We start from the raw sequence: 22,901 nt of genomic DNA on the forward strand, positions 1-22,901 counted from the left end.
ATTAAAACTGATCTATCTTAATACCAACTTATACCTCATCACAATTTTTAATCAATTTTTAGACAGTAATCAGTCATTGTTTATTCAGTTTACACTGAGCAATCACTGAGCAATCACTGAACGGGCACTGAACAAGCACTGTTAAAAGGGCTAATTTGGTCACGAGTTGATACGAACTTGCTGCGTCTAAAAAAATACAAGAGAAGAAAACAGGACCAATAAGTTGCCTATCGGCAAAGTGGCTTTTATAAAAGAAAGCGCTTAAAATGGAGATTGAGGCGATGGCCTTATCGAAAATATTATCTTGTTTTTTTGATAAAAAATAATCACTTTAGAGGTGGATAACTAGCCAAAAAGCATGGGTCATTTTGATGGATCAAATTGAAATTCTGTCAGATACCAATTTCGATATTCTTTGTAAAGAGGATAACAGCATTGAAACAAGACTATCTAAATGTAGATTATGATGGATAAAATCCTACAGCGGGCACCGACTAACGAAAAGGAGTTTTTTTTAGCTTATCGTTATTGGTACAGGAAATTGTACTATTTTCTGTATCAGAAGACCCAATGTTCGAATCTGGCCGAAGATGTCGTCCAGCAGACTTTTCTAATTGTTTGGGAACGCAAGAATCATGCGAATCAGCAAATCCAATTCAGTACTCAGCTCTTTCAAATTGCACGAACAAAATTAATTGATGAGTTGCGGCGGCGTGCTTTGAATAGAAAATATGTGGAATTTGAGAAACCTTTTGTACTGACCCAATATGAAGACCTTGAACGACAAATTGCCTATAAAGCTGAGTTAGAATATGTAAAAGAGCTGATTACACAAATGCCTTTTATGCGGCAACAGGTGTTTTACCTCCATAAAATTGAGGAATTGAGTTATAAAGAAATTGCCGTCAAATTGTCTATCTCCCCGAAGACGGTAGAAAACCACGTTAGCATTGGTCTGAAATTTATTAAAAAATTTTTTAAGTTGTCTTAGGGGACAAGCCCATCACTATTCGTATAACAGTTATATACCTATCCCGCTAAAAGGATAGAAACTGTTATGAATCGCAAATCCTTATTAAATAAATTCCTGGCGAATGAATGTTCTGCTGAGGAAGCGAAACTTGTCTTCAAATGGCTGAATGATGATCCGACCTTATTGGATGATCTCATTTCAGAAGATGACTGGGTTTCCTATATCAATCAGGAAAATAAGTCAAAACGTGGTGGTGATAGCCTGTTGAGAATCATTACTGTATTCATCCTGTTTGGTTTCCTGTTCATCTTAACCAATCTTTTGAGCACATCAACTGATGAACCTTTACAAACAGCGAGTTTCATTCATGAAATTTACTACAACCCTTCTGCTCAGCCTAAAGAAATTGTTGCAGCGGACCATTCGATTTTAACCTTGGAACCCGGGGCACTGATTCAGCTGGGCATAAAACCGGATCTTGATTTTAGACGGGTTAAATTATTCAGTGGAAGGGTCAGTTTTAAAGTAGCGAAAGATCCTTCAAAACCTTTCATCGTCGAAAGCGGTACGTTGATGACCACTGCGCTGGGAACAGAATTCATCGTGGATTATAATGCGGCAGTTGAACATGTTCTGATCCGATTATTTGAGGGGAAAGTTCGCGTTGAATCTATAGATCCGTCCGTAGCCGAGACAAAGATTCTTAAACCTGGCCAACAGATTTATTTTGGCGGGGTGAACACGATGTTTGTTTCAAATTTCAAAGGTACACCAAAAATGAGTGCGGGGGAAAATCTACCGGCCCAGCATATGCTGTCGTCAACGGAAAAACCATATCGCAATCCGGCAACAATTCACCAGAGCGCCAATTGGCTCCAATTGGAAGAAACCGCTGTATCCGATATTATTCAATATATCAATCATGAGCTTGATGTTCCTATATCCTATGATTCATTAATCGTTAAAAACTATCGGATAAAGGGGCGGTTTAGCAAGAATCCGACCATGGACCTGAAGGACAAAACGGATCTTGCGGCGTCTATTTTGCAGTTGATTGTTGAGGTGAATCCGTTTATTCTTGAAAAACAACATAATACATATATACTCAAACCTAAAAAATAGAATCATGGTAAATTTCAACTTAACCGAGAAACCATTTTTTGTTTTTATTGCCTTGACACTGTTATCTTTTCAATGTCTAGCGGGAACAATAAATGGCGTAATCAAAAACTCGTCGGGGCAACGGCTGGCAGGGGTAAGTATAATTTTGAAAAATCCCGGCAGCAGTTTTTCGACAGCAGCTTCCAGTGCGAGTGATGGTAGCTTTCGTTTTGCTGATGTACCGAATGGCAAAGGTTATGAACTGACTTTTTCATACATCGGGTATCAAAGCTATGTAGAACGAAATGTGCAGGTTTCAGCTGATGGAGCCACCACTCTTTCCATTATTTTGGAGGACCAGGTAAATCAGCTGGAAGATGTTGTCGTGATCGGATACGGCAAACAAAAGAAAAGCGATTTGACAGGCGCCATTGCATCGCTTTCCAGCAACGAACTAACGAAAGGAGGGGCTGTGAGCAATGTTGGTCAGGCCCTACAAGGTAAAGCTTCCGGTGTCGTTGTAACCCAGAATTCAAAGGCGCCGGGTGGGAGTACATCGATTCGGATTCGCGGAACCAATTCCATTAGTGGAAGTAATGATCCACTCTACGTGATCGATGGATTTCCAACAAATAATGGCATTAACATCAATCCCGATGATATTGCTTCCATGGATATCTTAAAGGATGCTTCGGCAACTGCGATCTACGGCTCCAGAGGTGCGAATGGTGTCATTATCATCACCACAAAACGTGGGCTTACGGATAAGAACAATATTACCTATAGTGGCTATGTGGGAACACAGAAGCCGATTGTACCATTTACCTTCCTCGATGGTAAACAGTATATGAATCTCGCGAATGCGCTTTATAAAGAAATTCAAGGTCAAGAAAATCAGGAGTATGCCGTTTATACCAAGTCACAGCTTGAATCTGATGTCAATACGGATTGGGTGAAGGAAACCATGCGGAACGGTATTTTGCAGAACCATAATTTACAATTTTCTGGTGGTGGTGAGAAAACAAAAGTGTTGACGAGCATTGGTTATTTTGATCAAAAAGGTGTTTTAAAAACAACAGACTTTAATCGAATTTCGGGACGGATCAACGTGGATCAAAAGGTAAATGATTATATCCGGACCGGAGCGAGCCTATCTGCACAACGGGAAAAATCGAATATGCAGGTGTATGATGGAAATATCCTCAATTCAAATGTATTATACAGCATATTGACCTATGACCCAACAGTACCTGTCTATAATGCAGATGGTAGTTTTGGAAGACCTCCGGGAGGGCAGGGGGATAACCCTTTGGCCAACCTGATGTCGCGGATCAATGATGTGCAAAGGGACAAGTTGAATGGAAATATTTTTCTTGAGGTCAATCCGATCAAGGAACTGACGTTGCGCATGGATGCTGGAACTGAAATTACACATGATCAATTGGGCAGTTATCTGACCAGAGATTCTTATCAGGGTGGGATAGATGATGGTGTCGCAAGTCAGGCCGATTACAATGAAACACATAACCTGATTGATTTTTATGCTACTTACGCGAAAGTGTTCAATGAGAAACACAATTTGAGTGTGATGGGGGGCTATTCGTATGAGAAATATGTGCGCAATAATAAGGGAATCAATGTGAAAGGTTTTTCAACAGATCTGCTGGAATATAATAACCTGGGCATGGCCTCAAGCATTACAGGAGTAAACTCTGCTAAAGCTGAAAATCTGGTTATTTCGTTTTTCGGACGGGTAAATTATTCCTACGCTGATAAATATCTGTTGACGGCGACTTTACGTCGTGATGGATCATCGCGTTTTAGTCCGAACCATCGTTGGGGAACTTTTCCTTCAGCAGCTTTTGCATGGAAAGTCAACAATGAAGATTTCATGAAAGAGCAGCAGCTATTTTCGGACCTAAAATTTAGGTTGGGTTATGGCCAGACCGGTAATGATCGTGTAGCAGATTATGCCTCCTATGGATTGATGGACAATGGACATTATACGTTCGATGGCGTGACCAATTCGGGTGGGGTTAAACAAAACCCAACTTATCCCGAGAACGATAAACTTAAATGGGAATCCACAACGCAATATAACGTCGGTCTTGATTTTTCATTTTTTAAAAACCGGTTAGCCTTTACTTTGGATGCCTATTATAAGAAAACAAATGATCTTCTGATCAAGAGTATACTGCCTTATTACACGGGATATACCTCCGGACAACGAAACCTAGGTACGATGAATAATAAGGGACTGGAGTTTTCTGTAACAAGTAAGAATATGACCGGAGCGTTTACCTGGGAAACAAAATTGAATTTAACGATGAACCGAAATAAGGTCTCAAGTCTCGGTGGAGAGCCCGAGCAATTGTTGACTTCGTCCAAACCAATGGGGAATGTTTCTGAAGAAGCTTATTCGGTCATTCGGGTTGGGGAGTCACTGGGCTCGTTATTCGGTTATAGATACCTGGGTGTTATTCAACAAGGAGAAAACTATGCGCCACAGCCAAATTCGAAACCAGGGGATCCTAAATTTGCCGATGTAAATGGCGATGGTACAATCAATTCAGCGGACCGTACGATAATCGGCCGTGGTTATCCGAAGTTTAACTTTGGTATGACCAATACATTTGCCTATAAAAACTTTGATTTGACTGCATTCATCTATGGCAATGTCGGAAACGATCTACTCAATATGACACGTATGAATCTGGAGTGGAAACGTACCACAGAAGCTTTAAATCGATGGACACCGACCAATACCAATACGGAAATTCCGAGAAATGGATTTTATTACATGAACTATGGTGGTTATATCAATGACCATTTCATTGAAAATGCTTCCTTTTTGCGTTTGCGTAATTTGACGCTTGGATATACCATCCCGCTGAAAACCAAAGCTGTTCAGTCGATAAGGGTATACGGTATGGCGGAAAACTTATTTACGATCAGCAATTATTCTGGATGGGATCCTGAGGTGGATACCAAGGGATATGAAAATGATGCGCTGGTAAAAAATAGAGCCGGAAATAATCAGAGCGCTAATGCGGGGGTAGGTCTCGATTTTAATTCATATCCTTCGATGCGCTCCTTTACCTTTGGTGTAAGTGCAACATTCTAATCGCTAATACTAAATCAGAAATGACATGAAGACGTTTAAAAATAACATAAAATATATTTTAGGGATAGCGGGTTTATCGGCCGTTTTGAGCTTAAGCTTAAATAGCTGTACCAAGCTGGATCCAAAATTATACAGCGATCTGACAACCAAAAATGCTTATTCAACTGAAAGCGACATCAACGCCGCTTTAACGGGAGTCTATACAAGTTTATCGCCTTATCCCGGAGATGCATATTTGTATTACGCGGGATATCTGGTAATGATAACGGACTATGCCACGGATATGGGCTTTTCTACCGCCGCAGGGGATCCTACACGAATGAGCAACTTTACATACGATGATAATAATCGATATTTTAAATTCAATTATCAGAATATGTATCAGGTCATCAGCAATGCCAATATGCTGATTGACCGTATCGAGCGTGTCACTATTCCCGACGATCGCAAGAAGAAAATTATCGCACAGGCCAGGTTCTTACGGTCACTATCGTATATGGATCTTACCGATGCCTGGGGACCGGTGCCATTGATAACAACGGTCAAGAATCCAACGGAAAGCTACAACGAGCCCTTGGCTGCTGTCGACAAGATCGATGCCCAAATTGCTGAAGATTGTCAGTATGCAATCGATAATTTACCGGAGAAATGGTCGGACGAGCTGGGTATTGGCCGGGCCACGAAAGGTGCAGCGCTGACCCTAATGGGAAAGATGTATATGCGTTCGCACAATTATGAAAAGGCAAAAACTTACATTGATCAGGTTCTCGCCCTACGTGATAAAGGTGTGTATACGTTGAATCCGGATTTTAAGAAAGAATGGTCCGACAATAATAAAATGGATATGGGACTAATCTTTGGCATCTTGCATGAACCAACATTAAACGGGGGCGAGATCACCAATCACTTTGGACCGACGGACAATCCGGAAGTACCGGATAGATGGCAGTACTATGGTGTTTCCCTTGATTTCTGGCGAAAATATAGTGATCTGGATCCGCGTAAGAAGTTTTTCTATTATAATTACACCGGAAAGGCGGTACGGGATAAAAACACAAAGTATGGGTTCTTTTATATGTTACCAGCCAAAGGACAGACTACTCCGCCAAGTGATACGGTAAAATTCCTGCAAAATGTAGCGACGAAAAAGTATTCGTATGATATGGTCAATAATTCCTATCTGGATGGCCGGACGATTCAGGTCTTTCGATTGGCGGATGTTATCTTGTGCAAGGCTGAAATTGAAAATGCATTGAACGGGCCTGCAGCAGCATTGCCTTTCATCAATGAAGTCCGGAAAAGAGCTGGAGCACCAGAATATGGTAAGCATCCAGATTTTCCAAGTCCCGCAAGTAAGGAAAGTATGATCGATGCGCTTGTTGATGAACGTGGTTTTGAACTTGTATTTGAATACAAAAGGCGTCAGGACCTGATCCGCTTGGGACGTTATGAAAAAGTAAGTAATGCTTATTTGAAGGGCCGGGGACTGAAAGAAAATGTGACCGAAGCAATGCGCTATTTCCCTTATCCATTGGAAGAAGCTCGCTTGCATCAAGAAATGACAACGGCCAATCCAGCACGATTGCCTAAATAAACGTGATAAAGCAAATCCTATGAAGCGCATTATTTCGTGTAGTGCGCTTCATTTTAAAGATCAATGGCATTGAAATTATTTACAGATGAAACCAATTAAAGTAATTATCGCACTGATTGTGGTGGCAATAGTGGCGTTTGCCGCTTACTATTTTTATGCGCATCAAGTTGATATTGAGAATATTGAAGTGAGTTCGCCTAATAATCTGCCGCTCAATGCTGCTATTCAGGTGAAACTAAATAAAGCAGAAGCCCTGTATGTAGAGTATTGGAAGGAGGGAGAACGCCAGTCTTATAAGACGACAGTTTCAAGTGCGGCTGCTCAGCATAACATACAGTTAATGACGCTTGAACCAAATACAAGTTATAAGTTTCGGGTTATTATAGATCGGATTATTCCCATAAAATCGAATGAACAATCCTTTAAAACAAGACCACAATCACCATGGATGGTGCACGACTGGATCAAGGCGGATCATCCACACGATGAAAAAGCCCTAGGTAATGGCATGGTGTTATTATGCTATCGTGGATTCCCGGGTTATATGGCCATGGTTGATGGTAAAGGAACCATCCGATGGTATTGGCAGGACGAAAAGTTAGGGGTACGCCTTGCTTCACTGACTCCAAGGGGTACGATCCTAGCCTTATTGGCTCCGGCTAGTAAAGATGAATTCAACAAGCCCAATCAGCCCAGCAAGAAATCAACCAATGCAAGTTATTATTTGAGAAGCGGCCGTATCGGATTTGTCGGTGGAACAGTACTTGTTGAAATTGATCTAACAGGAAAGGAAATTGCTCGTATAGATCTCGATAAAAAAGGGATTATCATGCACCATGATGTGCAGATGGATGGCAACAATAATATTGTAGGCATTGTGCGGGATTTCAGAATTGACGACCGTCCCAACCATCCAAAAGATACGCTTTGGGGGGATGCTATCCTGACGATGGATACAAAAGGCAATATCTTAAAGAAATGGTCACCTTGGGAAAAATGGGATATTCAAAAAGATAAAAAATTGGATAGCCTTAAGCATGATCGATTCCATTTGAATACCATTTCCTTCGATCGTGACAATAATTATCTAACTTCTTCGCCCATTGAAAATCAGGTTTGGAAGATTGATGCCAAAACCGGTGATATTCTTTGGAAATTGGGTAAAGGTGGCGATTACAAATTAAAAGATGAGGAACTGTTTTATTTCCAGCATGCGCCGCATATTACAAAAACAGGTGAGCTGTTACTTTTTGACAACGGCGATTTTTCTCCGCGCGATAGTACGACAGCCAATAAACAATCACGGGCAATTGCTTTTAATCTTGATCAAAAGAATAAAACGGCAACGCTTGCGTATGCGGCTCCAATTCCGAAAAAGCAGTTTACAGCAAGAATGGGGAGTGCCTATGAATTGGATAATGGTAATTTGCTGCAGACAAGCTCGAAAACAGGCAGTGTACTGGTGACGGATAAGACAGGGAAGGTGCTTTGGGAATTAAACGCTTATTTTATTCCTTATCGCGCTATTTACGTACCGGAGGAAACCTGGCGCAAATACAGACAAAACTAGGTGAAGATGTTAGGAATAAAACTTAATTTTAAACCTCTTATTGACCAATAAAAGTAGCTGCACTACGGACCCGTTTTGGGGAAGCGGTGCCGCTTGTAAATCGTATCAGGCTTATCGGAAAACCTGGTAAAAGACAAAATATATTGAATAAATACTATTCACATGAAAAAAAGAACAGCCTCTTATAAGCTGGCAATTATCCTTGCCGTATCCTTATGTGCAAATTCGGCCCGAGCGCAATTGACCTATCCTCCGGAAACACAAAAGTGGGATGCAGACCAGCTGGGTAACCATCGTGCGGTGCTTCAGGTAAACACCGATCAGAAAGAGGTGCAAGTGACTATTCCCTGGCGAAATCGCTGGGTTGAAGCGAACCAGCAAGTTATTATCGTCGACAGTGCCAGTAATAAGCAGATTGCCCCCAGTTCTTATCTTTGGATGAACACGGAATCTGGTGGATTACGGTTTAAGCCAGTTTCAGGAAAGGGCGTTTACTATGTCTATTATTTACCCTATCAGATGGGGGGCCGCAGCCGCAATTATCCGGATGCAATTTATCTTAAAAATGCCGTTTCGGCTCCAGCGAAAGTTGTACAGCAGGTGGCTGGAAACTCCAAAGGAGTTACTGTTGCACGTTTTGATGCCGTCGATAAATACAATAGCAATGATCCGATGGAAATGATCGGTACAGTGGCAGAAGTCAATAGCTTTGTGCGCAGAAATGGAAATACGGCTTATTATCTTTTTCCAGAATTAAGAGAATTTCCGATTAAAATGGAAAGCAACCTTCCACAACGCTGGCTTATGAAAGGTAAATCCACGAGTAAGTTGGAAGGAAAGGGCCAGAAAGGTGAATTTTATGCCTTTCAACTTGGCTTATGGTCTCCAAAACAGGAACTCCATGACATCCAAATTTCTTTCTCGGATTTTAAAACAAATGATGGGGCGATGATTTCGGCGAATAACCTGAATTGTATCAATACCCAAGGTACTGACTATACTGGAAAGTCAATGACATTACAGGTTGACGTACCGAAGGATAAGGTTCAGGCATTATGGTGTGGTATTCAGATACCGGAGAACATAGCAGCGGGAACTTACCATGGTGTAGTCACGGTGAAACCTAAAAATGCAGCAGCGAAACAGGTTAACGTGGAGATACAGGTTTCAAATGCTTCAGGAGAGGTATCCAGTGTTGATCAACCTTGGAAAATGACGCGGCTACCCTGGCTCAACTCAACATTAGCGCAAAAAAATACGGTAGTTGCACCTTATACAGCGATTGAATTAAAAGCGGATTCCACCTTACATATTTTAGGGCGCGAAGTGAAACTGCATGCGAGTGGTTTTCCAAAACAGATCAGCACGTTCTTTACGCCCGAATTGACCGAAATATCGTCCAAGGCGAATAAGCTTTTATTTGAACCACTCCATTTTCATTTCTATAACGCTTCAGATGGCAAGGAAATTCAACTTAAAGCAAGTGGGATCCAATTTCAGACGAAAAGCGAAGGTGAATATCGCTGGACGGCCAAAAACGAATCTTCCGATCTAACGATGGAAGTCGAGGGTACATTGGAATTTGATGGTTACATGCATTATGTTGTCAAGCTGACGGCGCTGAAGGATCTGTCTTTAAAAGATGCCACGATGCATATTCCTATGATGCCCGATAAGACGGATTATTTTATGGGACTAGGGCAAAAAGGAGGAAAGAGACCTGATCAGCTTTCCTGGAAATGGGATGTAGCACATAAAAATCAAGATGGAGGTTGGATAGGTGCTGTGGATGCTGGGCTACAGTTTTCACTGCGCGATGAGCACTATTCGCGGCCGCTCAATACGAATTTTTATCTTCAAAAGCCTCTTGTGCTGCCGCAGTCCTGGGGTAATGAAAATAAAGGGGGGATCGATATCGGTCTGAAAGGAAAATCCGTTTTGGTCAATAGTTACAGCGGAGCCCGTGAACTGAAAAAAGGCGATGTGCTCTATTACAATTTTAATTTATTGATTACGCCTTTTCATCCGATCAATACGGAAGCACAGTGGAATGAACGGTATTATCATGCCTACAAGCCCGTCGATTCTGTTGTTGCGAGTGGTTCCAATGTGATCAATATTCACCATGGAAATGAAATAAATCCTTACATCAATTATCCATTTATTGCGACAAAAGAAATGAAGCAATATATCGATCAGGCGCATGATAAGGGGTTAAAAGTGAAGATCTATAATACAGTGCGTGAGGTATCAAATCGGGTTTATGAGCTCTATCCATTGCGTAGTCTGGGCACTGAAGTGTTTTCACCTGGAAAAGGAGGCGGATATTCCTGGTTACAGGAGCATGTGGGTAAAAATTACATCGCAGCATGGTATGTTCCCCAATTTAAAGACGCGGCGATTATCAATAGTGGAATGAATAGGTGGCACAACTATTACGTCGAAGGCATGAATTGGTTGGTAGACCATATTGGTATTGACGGGATTTATCTGGATGATGTTGCCTTCGATCGAGTCACCATGAAAAGAATAAAGCGTGTGCTGACAAAAAATGGAAAACCAGGGCTGATCGATTTGCATTCGGCAAATCAATATAATAAAAGCGATGGGTTCAATAATAGTGCAAATTTGTATCTGGAGCATTTTCCGTATATCAATCGGCTGTGGTTTGGTGAATACTTTGACTACGAGAATAACAAACCTGATTTTTTCCTTACCGAAGTGAGTGGCATTCCGTTTGGTTTAATGGGCGAAATGTTACAGGATGGAGGAAATCCGTGGCGGGGTATGCTTTATGGAATGACCAATAGGATGCCTTATCAGAAATTGACGCCCGCTGACTTATGGAAGGCCTGGGACCAATTTGGCATCAAAGGAAGTAAAATGATCGGGTATTGGTCGCCAAATATTCCGGTTAAAACCGACAATGATAAGGTTCTGACAACCGTCTATAGCCGTGCCGGTAAAGCTATGGTAGCTATTGCCAGCTGGGCAGAGCGTGATGTTGCGGTAAAATTGGCTATAGATTGGGAAAAATTGGGCATTGACCCCGGAAAAGCGAAACTATCTGCACCACTCATTCCTAATTTTCAAAATGGAGCACAGTTTAAACCAGGGGATACAATTCCGGTAGAAAAAAATAAGGGTATTTTGTTAATTATTGAATAGCAGCAATGTACTCGCGACAGTGAAAATTCTATCATAGGGTCTTTGTCAATGCAAACAAATAGCCTATGGTAGACTCATTCACGTTGATTTGAAAGGACCTGACGCAATGTCCTTATTGCGGATTGCATTCGTTGGCAGACGGATATTGTATCAGGGATACTTTTGAAATTATGAAATTTTTAATTAAAACACGAATGAAAAAGTGGATTATGCTCTGGGCCATGGGCAATTGCGTGCTTGGTGTTTTTGCGCAGCATCCGGCAAGGGTGTCAGAAGTTAAGAAGCGTTATACAACCTATCCATTTACGGATCCGGATCCAATAGCCTCAGCCCAAAAATTGTACCCTTATTTCCGTTTCGACGGTTTTACGAATACAGCGGTTGAAAAGGATTGGAATACCGTGATTTTGGAAAACGATTACATTCGGGTACAGGTGATGCCCGAGATCGGAGGGAAGATTTGGTCGGCCTATGATAAAGTCAATAAACGGGACTATATTTACAACAATGGCGTTGTAAAATTTCGGGATATTGCGATGCGGGGGCCGTGGACAAGCGGTGGTATCGAAGCTAATTATGGGATTATAGGACATACGCCCAACACCTCTACACCGGTCGATTATCTTACACGGGAGAACGTGGATGGAAGCGTAAGTTGCTTTATCCACGCTTATGATATGTTGAGCCGCAGTAACTGGACTTTAGAGATTAGACTGGAAAAGGACAAAGGTTATTTTTCAACACGTTCTTTCTGGTCTAACGCCAATGCAGTCGAACAACCTTATTATACCTGGATGAATCTGGGCGTCGCGGCAGGACAAGATCTGAAGTTTTTGTATCCTGGAAACCACTATATAGGGCATGACGGTGATGCACATGCCTGGCCTATTGATAACCAGGGCAGAGACCTATCTAATTATAAGGAAAATGCTTTCGGCAGTTCTAAATCATACCATGTATTGGGTGCACATAGTAATGCTTTTGGGGTTTACTATAACGATCATAACTATGGCATGGCCCGTTATGCGCTCCGTGAAGATAAATTAGGGAAGAAGATATTTCTTTGGTCTCAGGCTGGAGATGGGAAGATTTGGGAGAATTTATTGACCGATGAGAGTGGGCAATATGTGGAAATCCAAAGTGGGCGCCTGTTCAATCAAAATGTTCCTTCGAGTAGCTCGACTCCGTTCAAGCAACTTGGTTTTGCTCCCTACCAAAGTGACAGCTGGACGGAATACTGGATGCCATTTGCAGGAATAGGCAAACCGAACGATATTCAACTATCGGCAGCGATCCGGATGAAACAGGAAAATGATGAGATCCTATTGGATATTGATCCGAAGCGACCTTTGAACGATAGTATCTATGTGCTTGATAGCGTAGGTGTCGTATTAAATAGAAGTTTTATTGTGGCTAAATTGGGTGAACCTACAAAATTCTCTTTGCAGGTAGCTGCTGTATCAAAACCGAGTTATCTTAAATTGGGACAGGATTATTTTAATCTCAGAACGGATGAATCTTGGTCAAAATTGAATAGACCCACTGTCATTTCAGCGGAAGTAAGCTCAGATACCAGTCAGACCAAGTTATTGGAGATACGTGACCTTATTCGCTTTAGGCAATATACACTCGCGGAAGTCAAATTACAAGAATTGGCTCAACAAGCGCCTAGTTCGCACGCCTATCTTGAAATGGCCAAGCTGGCCTGGTTTAAAATGAATTATCAGCAATGCTATACCTATGCCCGGCAGGCATTGGCTATGGATGCTTATGATGCTCAGGCAAATTATTACTATGGTCTAGCTGCGATCAAACTAAAAAAAGAGAATGATGCCTTAGATGGTTTTGAAGTCGCTTCACTAACCCCGGCTTGGCGAAGTGCTTCGTATGTACAAATGGCCAAATACTATTATCGGATCAAGCAATATGATCGTTCGGAGAATTATAGCGCAAAAGCTTTGATTGCCAATCCGCTCAACATCGACGCTTTGCAGATGAGCTTGTTGGTACAACACAAAAAAGGGGACGTCATAGATACCCTTTCCCGTCAGACCATTCTCCAATATGATCCGTTTAATGCCTTTCTCCAATTTGAAGAAAAGAAGGCCGTTTCATCCAGGCAGGAGTTTGCTTCCGAAAAACGGATGGAACTGGCAATATGGTATGCGGACCTTGGCGAGTTTGAGTCTGCGGCCGATCTGCTCAGTTCGGGGCAGAAGAATACGGAAGCCTTACTTTGGCTAGCTTGGCTGACACGATCGAACAAGTCGATCAGTCAGGGCTGGTTGACGCAGGCAGAACAAAGTAAACCCAGTTTTGTCTTTCCATTTCGGGAGGAAAGTAAGAGTGTATTCGAATGGGCAAAGGATAACAGCAAGAGCTGGACTGTCGATTATTTGTCCGCATTATTGTATCGCTTTAGGAATCAATCCCAAAAAGCAAGAGAACTCCTGTCAAGCGTGGAGCAGGAGCCAACAGATTTCGCAGCCTATTATGCATTGAAATCAAGCTTGCAAGATACAAGCCGTAATGACCTGGCTGTACAAATGATGCAGCAGGCAACACGAGTAGATCCACAAGAATGGCGATATGGACTACATTTGGTGGAGCTCCTAAATAATAGTAAGTCTTATGAAGAGGCTCTTCGGGTAAGTGCGGCCTATCATCGCAAATTTCCAAAAAATTATATACTAACACTGGCACATGTACGCACTTTATTGTTAGCTAAAGCTTATGTGCGCGCTGAGCAAGAATTAAGGGATGTGAACATACTTCCCTTTGAAGGAGCGACGGAAGGCCATCGGTATTATGTGCAGACCAAATTAATGTTGGCTTACCAATCTATCTTGGAGAAGAACTATAAAAAGGCAAAGTTGAAGATTGCAGAATCGAGGTTATGGCCGATAAATTTGGGCGTTGGTGAACCTTATGCCGAGGAAAAAAATGAACTGTTGGCTGACTGGCTGGAGCAGCAGGTGCAGCAAAAAGATAAGCAAGGGAATAGTGATCTTCTGAAAAAAATTGTCCACAGTAAACCATCAAAAAACAGGTATGAGCTGATGCTTCGTCAACGTGCAGAAGAGCAGTTAAAGCTGTCGAACGGGGAGGAAGCTGCTGTGAAGCGGGATGATTTAAAAGGAATGAGTCCGTCGGATCATGACCTTATAAGTCAGATTAAGGAGGGCGACCTTGCAGGCTATTGGCCTATATTGATCCGGAAAATCTATTTTGAACAAGATCAACGGTTGTTCTGATTATTGTAAGGGGAATGAGATGGACGAGTTGTCATAAAAGTAAAAAGTCGGGATGGCCGGATTTGAACCGACGACCTCCAGCACCCCATGCTGGCGCGATACCGGGCTACGCTACATCCCGTTTATTCTGATGGAACGGTCGCTATGAATAGGACCATGATTAAGAATAATTTTTGGTAGCGCTAAAATAATAATTATTGACAAAAAATAAAATATAATTACGAAAAAGCGCCATTCGATTTTTAGAATGGCGCTTTGTGTACTACGAGATGCTGCTTAGAACTTATAACCGACCATAATGCCGATTGTTTTATTTTTTGCATCTAAGGTTTTGTCTACACTCGTAAAACCGTGGCTATAATAAGCATCTAAGGTGAGGTGACTGATGTCTACACCAATACCCACACGACCATCAAATGAAAATTTCTTATAATCGGTATTTGCACTCGACTTGACTGTTTTAACATCATAGTTTAACTGAGGGCCCAATAGTCCCCGGAGGTTGAAGTCGCCATTTTCCAAAAATTTATACCCGACTTGAAGGGGAAGATTGATCTGATAAAATTTAGGCGTTTTCTGTCCGTTTTCGAAGTTATATGCTTTGCGTAAAAGACTGGCACCGATTCCAGGCTGAAAGAATACACGATCTCCAATACGTGCAAATCCTGCAACTGATACGCCAACTTTGCCGTTATTATCTTTGACAGACTTATTGCCAAAGGAACTCATATGATAATTGCTTCCGACTTGCAGCCCATACGTGATGTCCTGTGCCTGTGTAGTACCTGTTAATCCCAATAATGTCAATCCCAGCAGGGCTACTTTGAATGTTGTTTTCATTGTCAAATTATTTTTGTTATCAATTGTATATTGTTCTTTCCTTTATGACAACGGAAAAACTGTATACCCTTAGAAAAAAAATATTTTATAAAATAGATGACTTACCTTTAGTGATAACAATAGCTTTTCTATACTTCTTCTCGGGTGAATCCCATTTTTCAGATGGGAAATGGACTGTCCTTGTTGTCGTATTGATATGAAAAAATTTCAGAATAGGTTCGACTTAGGGATTTGCGATCACCTGATTCAGGTCATTGAAGCTGATAAAAAAATGAAAAATTTGTAAGGGTAACAGTCTATTAGGATGTCTTACTAATAGAGCGGATTATTTAAACAATAGAATTGATCAATGTCGGAAAATAAAGAAAAGAATTTTGAGCAGCTTTTTCGCACACATTACAAGGAGTTACATCGTTATGCCTATCGATATCTAGGTGATAGTGATGTGGCGGAAGAGGTTGTGCAACAGGTGTTTTTGCGGCTTTGGGAACGCGATTGGGAGGAGCAGATACATACTTCATTAAAAGCTTATTTATATCGGGCTATTTATAATGAAAGTATGAATGTGCTAAAAAAGGAGCAACGAAAGCTAAAATATCAATCACATGAGCAGCATAGACAGGATTTTGCGCCTGCAGTTGATGAAAGTACACGGGATTTGGACGAAAGGCTGCAGATTGCCTTGGCGGAATTACCCGAAAAGAGCCGGACGGTTTTTGAGTTAAGCCGTTTTCAGGAAATGAAGTATAAGGATATCGCAGTAACCTTGGATCTGTCGATAAAGACTGTTGAGGGACATATGAGTAAGGCGCTGCGACATTTGCGCATTGAACTTGTGGATTATTTAACATTGATTATTTGCTTTCTTATCTATAGGCTATGAATAAGGAACTGTTAGAAAAATATATCGTTGGTGAGACCAACGAGGTAGAGAATACCATGATAAAAAATTGGTTGGAAGAAGATGCCAACAATAAGGAGGAATACATAAAAATGAAAAAAATGTGGGATAGTTTGCCGAAACCCCTAGATGTTCCTGATGTGGATGTGGATAAGGCTTGGGCTGACTTCAAAGTGGTGCGAGATAAAAGAGCGTCAGAAGCTGCGGCGTTACCCCAAAAAATGACTCCTGTGAAGCAATGGAGCTGGTGGCTCGCCGCGAGTATCTTGATACTCTGTGCAGTAGGATTCTATGTATTTGATCAGTCGCATCGTGAAGAAATGTTTCTTTCGAGCAGGGATCAAGTGCGCCAAGATTCCCTTCCTGATGGCTCGGTTGTTACACTAAATAAAAATACATCGCTGGCTTATTCAAGTCGTTGGACCAATAAAAATAGAAACGTGACCCTGGAAAGAGGGGAAGTGTTTTTCCAGGTTCACAAGGATAAAAAGCACCCCTTTGTCATTGAAACAGGTAAAACCAAAATCACGGTATTGGGCACAAGTTTTAATGTGCGACGGATACCCGATGCGACGGAAGTTATTGTTGCTACAGGATTGGTCAAAGTAGGCTATGCAAATAAGGAAGTCTTTTTGCGGCCACAACAAATGATTACGATCCGGGACAGGGATACGATAAAAGTAGGAAAGGAACCTGTCAAAGATCAGTTTTATAAATACTATGTGGATCGTGTGTTTGATTTTCAGAATACCCCATTGAAACGTGTTGTAGAGGTGCTCAATCAAGCTTATGATTATACGATTATTATAGATCATTCTCCTGATCAGAAATTGTTATTGACAGCAAAATTCGAACAAAATAGTTTAACTGAAATTTTGAAAGTCATTTCTAGCACATTTGGATTAAAAGTCCATGTGAAAGATAGGGAGATTCATCTGACGAGATGAGCCAACAAATAGATATATTTTCGGAACAAAATTGTATATAAAAACAACATGATACTATTTTTTATAAAAAGGATAGAGCTTTACCTCTTCATTTTAATGCTGTGTTCGTTCCATTCGGGACGAGCACAGCAAAAGCTTGCGGTGGAGATTCAGATGCCTGCTTTTGCGGAGACCACAGTAGGTGAAATCTTTCAGCTGTTGAAACAGAAGGAAGATGTATTGTTCTCTTTCAATGGAAATATTTTACAGACAGACAGTGTTATTCATACCAAGCCTTTTAAAGGAAATTTGTACGATTATCTAGATGGGATTTTGGGAAAGGAATATTCTTTTAAAGAACTGGGCAGACATATTATCATTCAATATACACCACAACGGATGTCGGTAGATTTTGAAGTACAAACACCCACTAAGAATAAAGTGGTTATAACAGGTTATATCAAGAATATTCGAACCAACCGCCCGATTTCCAATGCGAGCATCTTTGATCGAAATGCTTTACTGTCTACATTGACGGATCAAAATGGCTACTTTGAACTAGATGTAAAGAAAAGGAGTAATCTCATTGCTGTGAATGTGAGTAAGGAGGCTTTTCGGGATACCAGTGTTATGGTGATTTTTCCGATAGAAGCGAAAATTGGAGATAAGAAAACGCGTGATTATGGCTATTTTGAGGGTTATGAAGAAGATCATGGTCTTTATCGATCGTTTTGGGGACGGGTGTTTCTCTCGCCTGCCCAGAAGATCCAAAGTATGAATTTAGGAGGAATGTTTTTGTATAGTCCTTACCAAATTTCGATGACACCGGGATTAAGTACGCATGGTTTTATACGCTCGCAAATTGTGAATAAATTTTCCATCAATATCATTGGTGGATCTACGGCGGGCGTAAAAGGTATGGAGCTCGGTGGCGTATTTAATATGAATCAATATGATATGCAGGGTATGCAGATGGCTGGGGTGTTCAATGCGGTGGGCGGAAATGTGCGTGGGGTGCAGCTCGCCGGTGTAGGAAACCGTGTTTTCGGAGAAATGAAAGGTTTGCAAATGGCAGGTGTTTTTAATGGCGTAGGTGGAAATGTAAGTGGGGTACAGATCGCTGGTGTGGGAAACCATGTTGTCGGGCAAGTAAAAGGTCTACAAATCGCGGGTGTTTTCAACAAAGCAGATACAGTTCGTGGTCTACAAATAGCAGGCGTTTTAAATTTGGCGAAAGAAGCGTCGGGAACGACACAGCTTGCCAGTATACTTAACCATAGCGAATCGACTGTTGGAAATCAAATTGCAGGCCTCGCCAATAAAGCAAAAAAAGTAAAAGGAATTCAGTTGGCCGGTATCGTTAATATCGCGGATAGTAGCGATTATCCCATTGGTCTGCTCAATTTTATTAAAAATGGCGAGAAAAGTCTTTCAGTAGCAATTAATGAAGATAGCTACCTCGGATTACAATTTCGTTCAGGTGGTCGTGTACTTTATAGCCTATTAGCGATCAATGTGGCGCTTGAAGGTAATCGACCTGATAAATATGCCTTTGAAGCTGGGTTAGGAGCTGCAGTGCTCAATGGGTCTAAATTTAGTCTCCGTACCGAAATAACGACACGTAATCTTCTGACCGAGAAATTTAAAATGCTGGATAACCATCAATTCTCGCTGCGGGTAATTCCGGCCTTTAAACTAAGTGAGCGCATGTCTATATTTGTCGCTCCCAGCCTTAACTATGCAGAAAGAGATGAGAATTCAATTTATGGTGGCAGTACGGTGTGGAAAGCTTGGCGAAGAGACCGTACACGAAATACATTTTATGGCGGTGGAATGGCAGGTCTGATGTTAAAATTATAAAACTGAAAACTATTTGTTAATCACGTTGTTTTATAGATAGCTTTTAAACATTTAACATTTTACGTAAACGCCCACTATCGATCCGATGGCGGGCGTTTATCTTTGTATAGCTGATGGAAGAACAGTGCTTAAGCGACTGTTGCAGTCTTTAATACATTACGGTAAGGGTAAGAATGGAAGATGTGTCTGCGGGCAAATCGACCTAAAGAATCTGCGTTGACAAATTTAATATAGTCATTGCGTTGAACACCAAAATATTCATATTGACTGCCGTCGTGAAAAGTGACTGTCAATATTTGTGCTTTCCAGTCAATATCCTGAATACCCGAATTGGTAATTGTCTCCATGTAGATCGGCAACTGTTGTTCTAATGTTTCTGGACAGATGCTTACCAGGAAATGGTAGGCTTCAATCATTTCCACACTTTTTTGCTCTGCAGCCAAACGACCTTCTTCATCATTGACAAATTTATCGGGATGACATTCTTTCATGATTGTCCGGTAAGTAGATTTTAGGGTTTTAAGGTCCACAGATTTCTCTACGTTAAGTAACTTCCGGTAGTCGGCAATTTTTTTCATGGCGGCAAAGATATGCTTAATAATCAGATTATTCGCTATGAAATATGAAAAAACTTATTTCTTCAACAAGGTTTTTACATAGAGTTGCTCGACCTTCTCTCTTGCCCAAGGTGTTTTCCTTAAGAAAGTTAGGGATGATTTGACGCTTGGATTTTCATTGAAGCACCGGATGGATATGCGTTGTCCCAACTCTTCCCAGCCATAATACTCCACTAAATATTCAATGATGGTGTCGAGCCTTTTTCCGTGTAATGGATTATTAATTTGTTCTTGCATGTCGTAAAGATAATAATCTTCAAATTATGGATTATGCTAATTTCTATGGTTTGGATGAAAATTGGAAAGAACTTAGTGTGTATTAATATTCATTAAGTTGTGTGGCCAGCTTTTCTAGGTCTAAATTGAGCTGTTCGTCCCAAATTGCTCCCGTAGCATCCAGCTTTCCTTTGACGCCTTGTATGAGTAGATTTCTTTTTTCGTCAATTTGAGCTCCTAATCCCTGCAGGATACGCTGTAGTTCGACATGCGCTGTTTCGCCTTGCGCAGCAGCAGTAATGATACTAACGGGCTTATCGGTGAAAACCGTCGTTGCGGCGCACCATTCAAGTAGATTTTTTAATCCACTGGGTACACTGAAAATATATTCAGGGCTGCTGATCAATACTAAATCGGCATCATTGATTACCTGGCGAAGTGCAATAATTTCAATAGGTGGATGAGATTGGCTCTCCTCTAGATCAAAATGAGGCAGTTCTTTAAGACGGTCAAATAGGGTGAAATGGATATCGGCATTGATCTCCTGTTGGAGGTGATTTACAATATGATGATTGGATGAATGTGCACTGGCGCTACCAACAATGGCAAAAATAGTTTTCATGTGAGTTTAAATCTAATCAACGGCTGTATACTGCTGCTGAGTTTTTACTTTTTATATTCTTAATTTAGGAACTAAATTACACTATTCAATTCAAACGATTGACTTTGTTCTTCGCTTCAATGTAATTTTTCGTTTCTTTCTCCTTTTACCGATTAAGTTTATACTTTTGGAACGGAGGACTTATATTAGCCTTTTTTCGGATTATATGCTTTATTATGAGAAATAAAATGGGGTACCGCTTATTGTGGGAACGTATTCGTACTGGAGACGAAACGGCTTTCTTTGACCTATATGCGGCACTCTATCAAGAGCTTGTCAATTTTGGAATACGTACATGTGGCGACAGTGACTTGGCAAGTGAAGCAACCGATCAGGTATTTGTGAAAATTTGGGAAAAACGAGAACAGCTTGACCGGGTCGAAAATGTACAGTCCTATCTCATTACTTTTTTAAAAAGACGTATTCTGCGTTTGCTGGAGAAACAACATAAAATAAATACAGCCCTTCAACATGTAAAAGCTGAAGATGATTGGGTGGAGATGCCCTATGAGGAGTTTGTCATCAAAGTACAGACGAATGAAATCATACAGATCCGTTTGAAAGAAGCACTGGAGAAGTTATCATTTCGTCAAAAACAGCTGGTGAATCTCAAGTTCTTTGAGGGATATTCGTATGAAAAAATCTCAGAAATTACACAAATGTCTGTAAAGACAGCCTATAATACGCTTTACGATGCTTTGAAAATCCTACGGGAAGAGTTAAAAGATATTTAAGTTTAACCTGTTGTGGTTCCTTTGAAGATACAATAGTCGTTTAGCATGCGCTGAAAACTATTACAGAATGCTATTCCTGTATTCTTTATTGAAAATAAAAAACTGAATTTCAGCTTTTTGTAAAATATTTTAAATTTTCTTTAGGCAAAAGAACGCCTTTTGGGCACTATAGAGTAAATACCCAAAAGAATGAGCCAAAAAGATTATAAACAGTTAGAAGATTTTTTGATTGATGATACTTTTCAAAAGTATTGTTCGGGAGAAGATAAGAACTGTATTCTGTACTGGCAACAATATAGCCTGAACCATCCAGAACAAGCGGAGACGATTCTGAAAGCCAAACGCCTCTATCAACTCTTGGTTGGCAATCGTCGACCTGTGAATGAGCAATTGGAAAAATTGAAGACAGATCTGCAGAATGTTCCAGTGGAGCATCAGGCATCCTATCGGTTTAACTGGCCCAAATGGGCAGCCATTGCCGCTGTACTTGTTGCATTGGTATCGGGCGGAGTTTGGTATTATGCTCAACCCGGTAAAGTTGATTCCTCATTGCCAATAAGCGCAATCGGCCAAGTGTATCAAACAAAAAATGGGGAGAAAAAGACCTTCGAATTAAGTGATGGAAGTACAGTAACGCTAAATTCTGCAAGTAAATTAGAGTTGTCCGCAGATTTCAATCAGGAATTGCGTGTGGTGCGGCTTGCTGGTGAAGGCTATTTTCAGGTGGCGAAGAATAAGGAGAAACCTTTTGTGGTACAGGCAGCTGATTTTGATATCAAGGTACTGGGGACAACATTCAATGTAAAGAGTTATTCTGATGAACCTACAGCAGAAGCATTGCTAGTGGAAGGTTCTATTGAGATGACGAGCAAAGGGCAGCGTGAAAATTCTGTTGTCATCAAACCGAATCAAAAAATCACGATCTTTAAGAATCAAACTGAAGTAGCAATCGCTCGTAAAACCAATAAACCAAACGCGAGCAAATTACCGATTAAGGAAATTGCCATAGAGAATATCCCTACAATAGAATCCAATACAGCTGAAATACCAGACATTGCGTGGCGTGAAAATAGATTAGAAATCGTGGACCAAGATTTTGAATCACTTCGTAGAACACTGGAACGCTGGTATGATGTGGATATACAAATCCAAAATGATCAATTAAAACAATATCGCTTTACGGCAACCTTTAGCAAGGAGAATATTACTCAGGTACTGAGTGCTTTACAGAGCGTTGAACCTTTTAAATTTAATGTATATGGGAAAAAAATAACTATATCAGAAAAGTAAAAAGGATGGTGGACCAACACCATCCTTCATTGAAAAAATGATTAACCAAAAGCAGCAACATTGGGGCGTGCT

16 protein-coding genes and 1 tRNA gene are annotated in these 22,901 nt (G+C 40.9%); 12 read left to right on the top strand and 5 right to left on the bottom strand.

All coding sequences use genetic code 11. The features are described 5' to 3' along the window. The first annotated feature begins 463 nt into the window (after nt 1–463). The 7 genes from AAH582_RS07255 to AAH582_RS07285 all read left to right on the top strand — a co-directional run bounded on the left by AAH582_RS07255 (nt 464) and on the right by AAH582_RS07285 (nt 14,784). Entirely contained in the window at nt 464–991 is a 528-nt protein-coding gene (locus AAH582_RS07255; RefSeq protein ID WP_046674241.1) for an RNA polymerase sigma factor, read from the top strand. A gap of 66 nt (nt 992–1,057) precedes the next feature. Next, nucleotides 1,058–2,095: a FecR family protein gene (locus AAH582_RS07260; RefSeq protein ID WP_286841309.1), complete on the top strand. Its 1,038-nt coding sequence runs from the start codon at nt 1,058–1,060 to the stop codon at nt 2,093–2,095. 4 nt (nt 2,096–2,099) lie between these two features. After that, nucleotides 2,100–5,198, top strand: coding sequence for a SusC/RagA family TonB-linked outer membrane protein (locus tag AAH582_RS07265; RefSeq protein WP_343321704.1), 3,099 nt, complete (start codon nt 2,100–2,102; stop codon nt 5,196–5,198). A gap of 25 nt (nt 5,199–5,223) precedes the next feature. Next, nucleotides 5,224–6,792 (top strand): RagB/SusD family nutrient uptake outer membrane protein, encoded by a 1,569-nt coding sequence (locus tag AAH582_RS07270; RefSeq protein ID WP_084823177.1) that lies wholly within the window; start codon nt 5,224–5,226, stop codon nt 6,790–6,792. A gap of 85 nt (nt 6,793–6,877) precedes the next feature. Then, nucleotides 6,878–8,362: an aryl-sulfate sulfotransferase gene (locus AAH582_RS07275; RefSeq protein ID WP_343321705.1), complete on the top strand. Its 1,485-nt coding sequence runs from the start codon at nt 6,878–6,880 to the stop codon at nt 8,360–8,362. Nucleotides 8,363–8,524: 162 nt separating this feature from the next. Then, a complete protein-coding gene (locus tag AAH582_RS07280) occupies nt 8,525–11,530 on the top strand; it encodes a glycoside hydrolase domain-containing protein (protein ID WP_343321706.1) in 3,006 nt (1,001 codons plus the stop codon). 194 nt (nt 11,531–11,724) lie between these two features. After that, nucleotides 11,725–14,784: a DUF5107 domain-containing protein gene (locus tag AAH582_RS07285; RefSeq protein WP_343321707.1), complete on the top strand. Its 3,060-nt coding sequence runs from the start codon at nt 11,725–11,727 to the stop codon at nt 14,782–14,784. Between the two features lie 47 nt (nt 14,785–14,831). On the opposite strand, the gene AAH582_RS07290 is transcribed toward AAH582_RS07285, so the two are convergent. Together AAH582_RS07290 and AAH582_RS07295 are read right to left on the bottom strand one after the other, a co-directional pair. Further along, nucleotides 14,832–14,905: transfer RNA gene (locus tag AAH582_RS07290), tRNA-Pro, on the bottom strand. A 155-nt stretch (nt 14,906–15,060) separates the two neighbouring features. After that, nucleotides 15,061–15,624: a porin family protein gene (locus tag AAH582_RS07295; RefSeq protein WP_046674238.1), complete on the bottom strand. Its 564-nt coding sequence runs from the start codon at nt 15,622–15,624 to the stop codon at nt 15,061–15,063. 349 nt (nt 15,625–15,973) lie between these two features. Between AAH582_RS07295 and AAH582_RS07300 the strand changes: the two genes are divergently transcribed. The 3 genes from AAH582_RS07300 to AAH582_RS07310 are packed head-to-tail and all read left to right on the top strand — an operon-like array spanning nt 15,974 to nt 19,311. After that, on the top strand, nt 15,974–16,507 hold the full coding sequence (locus AAH582_RS07300; RefSeq protein WP_115047582.1) for an RNA polymerase sigma-70 factor: 534 nt from the start codon (nt 15,974–15,976) through the stop codon (nt 16,505–16,507). Then, nucleotides 16,504–17,472, top strand: coding sequence for a FecR family protein (locus tag AAH582_RS07305; RefSeq protein ID WP_046674236.1), 969 nt, complete (start codon nt 16,504–16,506; stop codon nt 17,470–17,472). The genes AAH582_RS07300 and AAH582_RS07305 overlap by 4 nt, the downstream gene beginning before the upstream one ends. Before the next feature lie 48 nt (nt 17,473–17,520). Continuing rightward, nucleotides 17,521–19,311, top strand: a complete 1,791-nt coding sequence (locus AAH582_RS07310; protein ID WP_343321708.1) for a hypothetical protein — start codon at nt 17,521–17,523, stop codon at nt 19,309–19,311. 128 nt (nt 19,312–19,439) lie between these two features. Here the strand turns inward: AAH582_RS07310 and AAH582_RS07315 are convergent, their stop codons facing one another. The 3 genes from AAH582_RS07315 to AAH582_RS07325 form a co-directional block, all read right to left on the bottom strand. After that, the gene (locus AAH582_RS07315; protein WP_343321709.1) at nt 19,440–19,889 is read right to left on the bottom strand and encodes a KTSC domain-containing protein; all 450 of its coding nucleotides are present in this window, start codon (nt 19,887–19,889) and stop codon (nt 19,440–19,442) included. A gap of 54 nt (nt 19,890–19,943) precedes the next feature. Beyond that, nucleotides 19,944–20,165, bottom strand: coding sequence for a VF530 family DNA-binding protein (locus tag AAH582_RS07320; protein ID WP_046674232.1), 222 nt, complete (start codon nt 20,163–20,165; stop codon nt 19,944–19,946). An 82-nt stretch (nt 20,166–20,247) separates the two neighbouring features. Then, nucleotides 20,248–20,766, bottom strand: coding sequence for an NADPH-dependent FMN reductase (locus tag AAH582_RS07325; RefSeq protein WP_343321710.1), 519 nt, complete (start codon nt 20,764–20,766; stop codon nt 20,248–20,250). A gap of 215 nt (nt 20,767–20,981) precedes the next feature. Here AAH582_RS07325 and AAH582_RS07330 point away from each other — a divergent pair, with 215 nt between their 5' ends. After that, nucleotides 20,982–21,539 carry an RNA polymerase sigma factor gene (locus AAH582_RS07330; protein WP_046674230.1) on the top strand — a complete coding sequence of 186 codons (558 nt, stop codon included), beginning with the start codon at nt 20,982–20,984 and terminating at the stop codon, nt 21,537–21,539. A 189-nt stretch (nt 21,540–21,728) separates the two neighbouring features. Then, complete coding sequence (locus tag AAH582_RS07335; RefSeq protein ID WP_046674229.1) at nt 21,729–22,829, top strand: FecR family protein; 1,101 nt, start codon at nt 21,729–21,731, stop codon at nt 22,827–22,829. Nucleotides 22,830–22,901: the final 72 nt, after the last annotated feature.

Source organism: Sphingobacterium multivorum (assembly GCF_039511225.1).
In the GTDB taxonomy this organism is placed as follows: domain Bacteria; phylum Bacteroidota; class Bacteroidia; order Sphingobacteriales; family Sphingobacteriaceae; genus Sphingobacterium.

What these genes read in the sequence shown, in the direction of transcription:
- AAH582_RS07335 (WP_046674229.1), top strand. Translation starts at nt 21,729, where the DNA reads ATGAGCCAAAAAGATTATAAACAGTTAGAAGATTTTTTGATTGATGAT.
- AAH582_RS07270 (WP_084823177.1), top strand. Translation starts at nt 5,224, where the DNA reads ATGAAGACGTTTAAAAATAACATAAAATATATTTTAGGGATAGCGGGT.
- AAH582_RS07325 (WP_343321710.1), bottom strand. Translation starts at nt 20,766, where the DNA reads ATGAAAACTATTTTTGCCATTGTTGGTAGCGCCAGTGCACATTCATCC.
- AAH582_RS07265 (WP_343321704.1), top strand. Translation starts at nt 2,100, where the DNA reads ATGGTAAATTTCAACTTAACCGAGAAACCATTTTTTGTTTTTATTGCC.
- AAH582_RS07255 (WP_046674241.1), top strand. Translation starts at nt 464, where the DNA reads ATGATGGATAAAATCCTACAGCGGGCACCGACTAACGAAAAGGAGTTT.
- AAH582_RS07305 (WP_046674236.1), top strand. Translation starts at nt 16,504, where the DNA reads ATGAATAAGGAACTGTTAGAAAAATATATCGTTGGTGAGACCAACGAG.
- AAH582_RS07315 (WP_343321709.1), bottom strand. Translation starts at nt 19,889, where the DNA reads ATGAAAAAAATTGCCGACTACCGGAAGTTACTTAACGTAGAGAAATCT.
- AAH582_RS07300 (WP_115047582.1), top strand. Translation starts at nt 15,974, where the DNA reads ATGTCGGAAAATAAAGAAAAGAATTTTGAGCAGCTTTTTCGCACACAT.
- AAH582_RS07275 (WP_343321705.1), top strand. Translation starts at nt 6,878, where the DNA reads ATGAAACCAATTAAAGTAATTATCGCACTGATTGTGGTGGCAATAGTG.
- AAH582_RS07260 (WP_286841309.1), top strand. Translation starts at nt 1,058, where the DNA reads ATGAATCGCAAATCCTTATTAAATAAATTCCTGGCGAATGAATGTTCT.
- AAH582_RS07310 (WP_343321708.1), top strand. Translation starts at nt 17,521, where the DNA reads ATGATACTATTTTTTATAAAAAGGATAGAGCTTTACCTCTTCATTTTA.
- AAH582_RS07330 (WP_046674230.1), top strand. Translation starts at nt 20,982, where the DNA reads ATGAGAAATAAAATGGGGTACCGCTTATTGTGGGAACGTATTCGTACT.
- AAH582_RS07295 (WP_046674238.1), bottom strand. Translation starts at nt 15,624, where the DNA reads ATGAAAACAACATTCAAAGTAGCCCTGCTGGGATTGACATTATTGGGA.
- AAH582_RS07280 (WP_343321706.1), top strand. Translation starts at nt 8,525, where the DNA reads ATGAAAAAAAGAACAGCCTCTTATAAGCTGGCAATTATCCTTGCCGTA.
- AAH582_RS07285 (WP_343321707.1), top strand. Translation starts at nt 11,725, where the DNA reads ATGAAAAAGTGGATTATGCTCTGGGCCATGGGCAATTGCGTGCTTGGT.
- AAH582_RS07320 (WP_046674232.1), bottom strand. Translation starts at nt 20,165, where the DNA reads ATGCAAGAACAAATTAATAATCCATTACACGGAAAAAGGCTCGACACC.